The organism is Arthrobacter sp. CAL618, assembly GCF_000468215.1.
In the GTDB taxonomy this organism is placed as follows: domain Bacteria; phylum Actinomycetota; class Actinomycetes; order Actinomycetales; family Micrococcaceae; genus Arthrobacter_D.
In genome coordinates this window covers 1,845-6,959 of record NZ_ASZW01000039.1, presented here as the reverse complement: position 1 = coordinate 6,959, position 5,115 = coordinate 1,845, and the positions used below count along the sequence as shown (strand labels likewise).

General features: G+C 67.3%; 3 protein-coding genes and 1 pseudogene. 2 read left to right on the top strand and 2 right to left on the bottom strand.

The window, feature by feature from the left end:
• Positions 1-257, bottom strand: a 257-nt coding sequence (locus tag K728_RS18195; RefSeq protein WP_192813103.1) for a benzoate/H(+) symporter BenE family transporter, incomplete at its 3' end; no start/stop codon positions are given.
• Positions 258-354: 97 nt separating this feature from the next.
• Between K728_RS18195 and K728_RS0102255 the strand changes: the two genes are divergently transcribed.
• Positions 355-897, top strand: a complete 543-nt coding sequence (locus tag K728_RS0102255) for an XRE family transcriptional regulator (protein WP_024475715.1) — start codon at positions 355-357, stop codon at positions 895-897.
• A gap of 54 nt (positions 898-951) precedes the next feature.
• On the opposite strand, the gene K728_RS0102250 is transcribed toward K728_RS0102255, so the two are convergent.
• Positions 952-4,497 (bottom strand): TM0106 family RecB-like putative nuclease, encoded by a 3,546-nt coding sequence (locus K728_RS0102250; RefSeq protein WP_024475714.1) that lies wholly within the window; start codon positions 4,495-4,497, stop codon positions 952-954.
• A 105-nt stretch (positions 4,498-4,602) separates the two neighbouring features.
• On the opposite strand from K728_RS0102250, the pseudogene K728_RS0102245 reads away from it, so the two are divergent.
• A pseudogene (locus K728_RS0102245) lies at positions 4,603-5,115 on the top strand (DUF3817 domain-containing protein); the annotation flags it as partial.

The window sequence follows — 5,115 nt, the reverse complement described above, 5'->3', positions numbered from 1 at the left end:
CCAGCCAGCAGCGCCGCGCCGGGGGTGGACCAGGCCAGGGTGATCGGAAGCCGGTAGACAGTGGAGAGCAGGATCATTCCGGCGCCGAAGATGACAGTCAACGCAAGGAGCCCCGACGCAGCCTGCTGCTCGGTGGCGCCGGCCGCCCGCAAGCCGGCCAGCACCACCGCGAATGACGAGGTGAAACCAACCAGTGCGGTCACCACTCCGGCGAGCACTGGTTCCCGGAGGGTCGGGTGTGTTGCGGTGGGCGGCACGGGTGTGGTCTCGCAATCTGTGCGGCTGGTCGAAGAGGTCCCGAAAACACCAGTTCTGTATACGGAACGCTGTTATCCTAGCCGGAGGAGGCCTTCAATGACCACTAGATCCACCCCCGATCGGCTGACCGCAGTGGGACGGACCATCAGGACGCTACGTTCAGAGCAGGGCCTCTCCCTGACGGGTTTGGCGGCGCAGGCCGGGATCGGCAAGGGAACGCTATCCGAGCTGGAGACCGGCCAACGCAACCCCACGCTCGAAACGCTGTATGCACTGGCCGCGCCATTGCACGTGCCGCTCGCGGTGCTCCTCGGCGAGGAACCAGGTGCGGAGGCCAGCGACGAAGCGGTCAGCGCTCGGCTGATGGGCAGCCGTCATCACGACGACGGCGGCATCACCGAGGTGTACTGGCTCACCATTGCGCCGGACGGTTCCCGGGTGTCACCCCCGCACGGCCCGGGCGTCGTCGAACACCTGCTGGTGGTCCGCGGCAGTGCGAGGGTGGGTCGCGCCGCCGAGGAACTCACGATCACGGCCGGTGAGTCTCATTCGTGGCGCAGCGACGATCGCCATTCCTACACCGCAGCAGGGGAGGGCGCCGTAGCGGTCCTGACCATCAGCTCACCGCCGCCCGGCTAAGGCAGGGCCCGGCTAAAACAAGGCCCGGCTAAGGCAGCGCCCGGCTAAGGGCCACTACAGCAGGACACCCGTCCGCGCGGTGCACAATCCAATAAACGCACCCAGCTCCTCAAGCTGTTCTGGCCGGGACGGTAAATGGTGGGTGAGTTCGGGGGAGCGGATCACGACTGCCCGCCATTGCCCCCGCGATACTGCAACGTTGATCCGGTTGCGGTTCAGCAAGAAGCCGATCCCTCGCGGCGCCTCGGCTGCGGCGGAGCAGGCCATCGAGACGAGGACCACTGGGGCTTCCTGACCCTGGAACCTGTCGACGGTTCCCACCCTGACACCGCTCAGGCCAGCTGCCGCAAGGTGGTCCTGGATCAGCTGGACCTGCGCGTTATACGCAGCCACCACCAGGATGTCTTCCGGCTCCAGGGGGCGCGGCAGCTCAGCCGCCCCGCCGGTCCACGACAGGCCCAGATGGCGGTGGACCTGAAGGACTACCTCGCCGGCCTCCTCGGGTGCTGAAGTAGTTCTCCCGGTGTGCGCCACCGCGATGCATTCCACCCCTGCTGGAGGTCCGTCGAGGAATCGTTGGGTAGCCGCCGGCGCCGACTCGAGTTTCCCGTCGTACGACAGCCGGGATACCGCTGCACAGAGGTCGGGGTGCAGCCGCCAACTGTCGGCCAGGAAGTAGCCCAGCTCGGGCGAGAGCGTGGCGTGGCCTGCCGAAAGCCAGCCCAGCGCCGACGTGTCCACCGGTTCGGGGTGGGTTCCCTGGGTGACCTGCGGGAGCTGCTGCGGATCGCCGAGCAACAACAGCCGCGAGGCGGCACGGGAAACGGCCAGCGTATTGGCCAGCGAGTATTGCCCGGCTTCGTCGATGACCAGCAGATCCAGTGAGCCAGGCGGAACCTTGCTTCCCGTCATGGTCCAGGCGGTGCCGCCGACCAGCGCCCCGCCCGGAGAATCCAGAAGCGTTGCAACGCCGTCGTCGGTGGCATGCGACCAGGGTGCGTGGGGATCCTTGGTCTTCTTCGCGGTGCGCTCGGCCGGGACGCCCGCGGCCAGGGCCCGCCGGATCAGGTGCTCCACCACCTTGTGGGACTGCCCCACCACACCCACCTTCCAGCCGCGGGCCACGAGGGCCGCGATGACGTGGGAGCCGACATAGGTCTTTCCGGTGCCCGGGGGGCCCTGTACCGCCAGGTAGGAGTTGTCCAGGGCGGTCACGGCTTCGGTGATGGCGGTGACGTAGTCGCCGTCGACCACCACCGGCAGGGCCTGCAGACCAGACAGCGTGGGGCTGGCCCGACGCAGCACTTCCAGCCCGGGGCTGGGGGGAAGGCCGGGCAGGGCAGAGCCCACCTGGTGGGCCAGTTCGGACAGGGCGGCGCGGATGGTTTTCGTGGCGATGGGCTGATCGGGGGTCAACGCGACGGGGACCTGACCGTATTCGGCGCCGTTTTTCCTGAGCTTTTCACGGACCTCCAGCACCTCCCTGACCCCGTCGTGGTCCCGGCGGATCACTTCGGTGCCGAACCAGCCAGCCCTGAGTGAGGTCCCAGCATCCTCGGCTGCCAGGTCGTCAGGCAACGGCTGGTCATACATGCGGAACAGGGACTTACCCGGCTCGAAGTCCGACCCCTCGGCGGCTACTCCGGACAACCGGAGGGTGCGGACCGGGTTGCTGCGGGGGGTGGGCTTTTCCCAGTCGGTGAGCACCTCGGCCCGCTGCACCACGAAAACGTTCCGGGTGTCCGCCCAGTCCTCGACAGCCCTGTCCAGCCGGTCAAAGTGCTCCCACCAGAACTGCTTGTCTTCGCGGCGGTGATAGCCCACCGCGGCGGCGACCATCGCCACCGCCTGCTCGTCGTCGGTGAGCGGGCGGGTGGCCGGTATGCCCTCCAGATAGTCCAGGAGCCGGGTTTCCTCAGGGCTGGGCTCCGCCAACTCGCCCGGCAGGTCAGCCCGCGGNGGAGCGGGGTGAGCGGCGATGCCCCGCTCCGCGGCACGGTCCAGTAGCCAGTTACGCAGGCGCAGGGTCGACAGGCAGTCGTACTCGTTGTAGTCGCGGATCCCGGCCAGGATCTCGGCGGCCAGGGCGTCGTTCCCGGAATCCCGTGCCGTGCAATAGTCGGCATAGGCAACCACTGATGCTCCGGCGTCGGTCACGTCCCCGCTGCGCAGGTGCTCGCCCATGTAGAGGGGCTCAAGCTTCTTGATGCTGTAGGAGTGCTCCGAAATGCGCAGGCTGTGCCGCACGGTCTCGTAGAGGTCCACCAGGACGCCCTCCCGGAGCAGGGTGTCCACGGCGTCCTCGCCCACCACATGGGCGAGCGACAGGTTGCGCAGCGCCGTCTTCTCATAGGAGGCGTAATGGTAGATGTGCAGGTCGGGGTACAGGGCGCGGCGCTGCGCAACGTATTCCAGGAAGTCGGTGAAGGCATGACGTTCCTCGACGCGCGAGTGGGCCCACAGCGGCAGGAATGGCGGAGGGTCGCCGGCACGGTCCGGGTTCTCGACGACGCCGAACAGGTACTCCAGCCCCCATCGTCCGGCGCTGTCCTGCCACAGGGGGTCGCCCTCGAAATCAAAGAAGATGTCGCCCTGGCTCGGCGCCGGGAGCGTGGCCAGCGTGTGATCGGGAAGTACCCGGTAGCTCAGTGTGGTGGGCACGCCGTCCTTGCCGGTGTACTCGACGCTGCCATCAGGGTGGGCGGTGCCGGTCTGCATGCGGGCCTGGTCACGGAGCCGGAGCAGGCTCTTGTCCGTCGCGGGAACCTCCATGGCAGCGAGCTGGTCAATGGTCCTGATGTTGATCTCGTGCAGCTTCGCCCGACGGGTGGTGCTCATCCCGCCCACCAGCAGCAGGTCCCGGGTCTCGGCGACTTTCAGCTGGCAGTAGTTGCAGCGGCCGCAGGAAGAATGCGTGGGGCTGCCCCACAACACCGGCTCGGGCTGGTTGCGGTGGGTGTCGATCAGGCGCAGGAACCGGTCGCGGCGCTCGCGAAACACGGGCAGGATGTCCAACAGGCTGTGGACGCTATGGGCGCCGTTGCCCAGGACCAGGGTGACCTCGGGTGCCGTGGGGATGCCCGCCGCGAGCAGCTGGTCGCCGTAGGCCGCCAACTGCAGGAGAGCGCTCACCTTCGCGTGGCGGGCCAGTTTGGTGTCCCACACTGCATAGGAGCCTTCGGCGGTTTTCACCAGGAAATCGGATCTGCCATGGAACTGGCCGTCGAAAAACGCGGCCTGAAAGACGACGTCGGCGCCCGACCGGAGTGCGGCTATCGATTCCCGGTGCTTGGTTTCCAGCAGGGCACGTTCCATGCCCGCGGCGGGTACGACGTCGTACACGCCAGTTCCGGCAGCCGGATTCCACGGTCCGTGCTCGGCCATCAGGGCGTCCAGGACCTTGCGTTCATGAACGTCACCCAGGACGGCGGTGCGCTCCAGCATGGCGTCGACGTCGAACTCCGGTTTGGTGGAGCGGCCCAGCTTCTCGTCGAGGACTGAGAGCAGCCGGTACTCACATTCGGCGGCAGTCACCAGATCGGTGGCCGAAAAAATCAGGTCCGGCAATGCACCGGGGACCGTCGGGTCGAGAAGAAACACTGTGCCTCCCAGCGGCTGCAACCTTGGAGCTGTTCACGGTATCAGGACGCTCTCAGCTAACCATTTCCCCCTGACAGTTTGGCGGGCGGCCCGGTCGGGTGTGACATGTCCAACGCCAGCCCGGTGGGGTCCGGCGGGCCGGGCTGCGGTAATTTGGAAGGACCGACCCCTTTGGAGAAACCGATGAGCCCCCGCATCCTGTTCCGCACCGTCGCCGTTGCCGAGGCGCTGACCTGGGCCTTCCTGCTCCTGGCGATGTTCCTTAAATACGTCACCCAGACAACCGAGGCGCTCATCTCGCCGGCGGGCGGGATCCACGGCTTCGTGTTCCTCATGTTCGTGGTGGTCACCATCTTCGTCTGGGTGAACCAGCGCTGGTCACCCAAGGTGGGGCTGCTCGGACTGCTCTCCGCAGTGGTGCCGCTCGCGTCGGTCGTGTTCGACCAGACCATGGAACGCCGCGGGAAGCTCGACGGCGGCTGGCGGCTCGCTCCCGGATCTGACACCCCGCGCGGCCCAATCGAACAGCTGCAGGCCTGGGTGCTGCGCAAACCGCTGCTCGCCGCCGTGGTGTCAGTGGCAGGCATCGCCGTGGTCTTCGCCGCCCTGCTCGTCATC

Bases quoted from the DNA above. Each gene is read 5' to 3' on its own strand.
- K728_RS0102255 (WP_024475715.1), top strand. From the start codon at position 355: ATGACCACTAGATCCACCCCCGATCGGCTGACCGCAGTGGGACGGACC.